Raw genomic sequence first — 2,256 nt, forward strand, 5'->3', positions numbered from 1 at the left:
TCTCGGCGTCGCTCGAATCCTGACCCTCTGACGGCGGATCAAAAGTGACCCACTCGGTGATCTTCGCCTGAACCTGATCTTGATCTGAGGTCAGGAGGGAGAGGGTGATCTGCGTGGAGGACTGGGCAGAGATTCGCAGGCTGCACCGGGCCGAGCAGATGCCGATCCGGGCGATCGCGAGGCATCTGGGCATCTCGAAGAACACGGTCAAGCGGGCACTGGCGAGTGACCGGCCGCCGAAGTACGAGCGTCCGACCAAGGGCTCGGTGGTCGACGCCGTCGAGGTACAGATCCGTGAACTGCTGCGGGAGACGCCGACGATGCCCGCCACGGTGATCGCCGAGCGGATCGGGTGGGAACGCGGGATGACGGTACTCAAGGAGCGGGTGCGGGAACTGCGGCCCGCCTACGTTCCCGTTGATCCGGTCTCCCGCACGACCTATCAGCCGGGTGAGCTGGCCCAGTGCGACCTGTGGTTTCCCGAGGCGGACATCCCGCTCGGCTACGGGCAGAGCGGCCGCCCGCCGGTATTGGTGATGGTGTCCGGCTACTCGCGGGTGATCGCGGCACGGATGCTGCCCTCCCGGACGACCGGCGACCTGATCGACGGTCACTGGCGGCTGCTGTCCGCTTGGGGTGCGGTGCCCAAGACGCTCGTCTGGGACAACGAGGCCGGGGTCGGCCGCGGCAGGCTGACGGCAGAGTTCGCCGCGTTCGCGGGCCTGCTCGCCACGAAGATCCACCTCTGCCGTCCGCGTGATCCAGAAGCGAAAGGGCTGGTCGAGAGGGCCAATGGCTACCTGGAGACGAGTTTCCTGCCCGGCCGCACGTTCAGCGGCCCCGGCGATTTCAACACCCAGCTGACCACCTGGCTGACGGTCGCCAACCGGCGCGTCCACCGCACTCTGCAGACCCGCCCCACCGAGCGGTGGGAGGCCGACCGGGCCGGGATGCTCGCCCTGCCGCCCGTCGACCCGCCCGCCTGGTGGCGGATGCAGACCCGGATCGGCCGCGACCACTACGTCCGCGTCGACACCAACGACTACTCGGTGCACCCCGACGCGATCGGCCGCACCGTCACCGTGCTCACCGACAACGACGAGGTCATCGCGCTGGCGCCCGGCGGCGTGATCGTCGCCCGCCACCCCCGCTGCTGGGCCCGCCACCAGACCATCACCGATCCCGATCACGCGGAGGCGGGCAAGACGATGCGCGGACAGCTGCACCACCAGCAGGCCACCCGCCAGGCCACAGCCCAGGATGCCTCCGGCCCGGTCGTCGAGGTCGAGCAACGCGAACTGGGCTCCTATGACCGGCTGTTCACCGTCATCGAAGGCGGCGGCGACAGGGAGGCCGGCTGATGCCACGCACCACCACCCCGGCCGGCAGCACCACAGCGGGCCGCAGGACCGGGTCTCAAACGGCCGCCGACCTCGCTTTCCTGGCTCGCGCAATGAAGGCACCGGCCCTGCTGGACGCCGCCGACCGGCTCGCCGAACGCGCCCGCAAGGAGTCCTGGACCCATGCCGAATACCTGGTTGCCTGCCTGCAACGCGAGGTCTCCGCCCGCGAATCACACGGCGGCGAGGCGAGAGTACGGGCCGCCCGCTTCCCCGCGATCAAGACGATCGAGGAACTCGACGTCACCCATCTGCGCGGCGTGACGCGACAACAGCTCGCGCATCTGGGCAGGTTGGACTTCATCGCCGGCAAGGAGAACACCGTCTTCCTGGGACCGCCTGGCACCGGGAAGACACACCTGGCGATCGGCCTCGCCGTCCGCGCTTGCCAGGCCGGACACCGCGTGGCCTTCGCCACCGCCGCCGAGTGGGTCGACCGCCTGGCCGCCGCCCACCACGCCGGACGTCTCCAGGCCGAGCTCACCAAGCTGAGCCGTTACCCGCTGATCGTGGTCGACGAGGTCGGCTACATCCCCTTCGAAGCCGAGGCCGCGAACCTGTTCTTCCAGCTCATCTCGAACCGATACGAACGCGCGTCCGTGATCGTCACCAGCAACAAACCCTTCGGACGCTGGGGAGAGGTCTTCGGCGACGAGACCGTGGCCGCCGCCATGATCGACCGTCTCGTCCACCACGCCGAGGTCCACTCCCTCAAAGGCGACTCGTTCCGCATGCGAGGACGCGAACTCGGACGCGTCCCGGCCACCAGCGACAACGACTGAAACGACCAAGCCGAAGACACCCGGGTCAGATTTCAACCGACCAAAGTGGGTCCAGGTTCAGCCGACGCCGACAC

At 68.6% G+C, this 2,256-nt stretch carries 2 protein-coding genes; both read left to right on the forward strand.

The window, feature by feature from the left end; translation table 11 throughout:
* The first annotated feature begins 104 nt into the window (after positions 1-104).
* Positions 105-1,361 (forward strand): IS21 family transposase, encoded by a 1,257-nt coding sequence (gene istA, locus ABZZ74_RS53735; RefSeq protein ID WP_356951385.1) that lies wholly within the window; start codon positions 105-107, stop codon positions 1,359-1,361.
* Positions 1,361-2,182, forward strand: coding sequence for an IS21-like element helper ATPase IstB (gene istB, locus ABZZ74_RS53740; protein WP_356951386.1), 822 nt, complete (start codon positions 1,361-1,363; stop codon positions 2,180-2,182). The genes istA and istB overlap by 1 nt, the downstream gene beginning before the upstream one ends.
* The last annotated feature ends 74 nt before the right edge of the window (positions 2,183-2,256 follow it).

The organism is Streptomyces sp. NPDC006476 (assembly GCF_040612015.1).
GTDB lineage: Bacteria > Actinomycetota > Actinomycetes > Streptomycetales > Streptomycetaceae > Streptomyces > Streptomyces griseorubiginosus_B.

What these genes read in the sequence shown, in the direction of transcription:
- istB (WP_356951386.1), top strand. Translation starts at nt 1,361, where the DNA reads ATGCCACGCACCACCACCCCGGCCGGCAGCACCACAGCGGGCCGCAGG.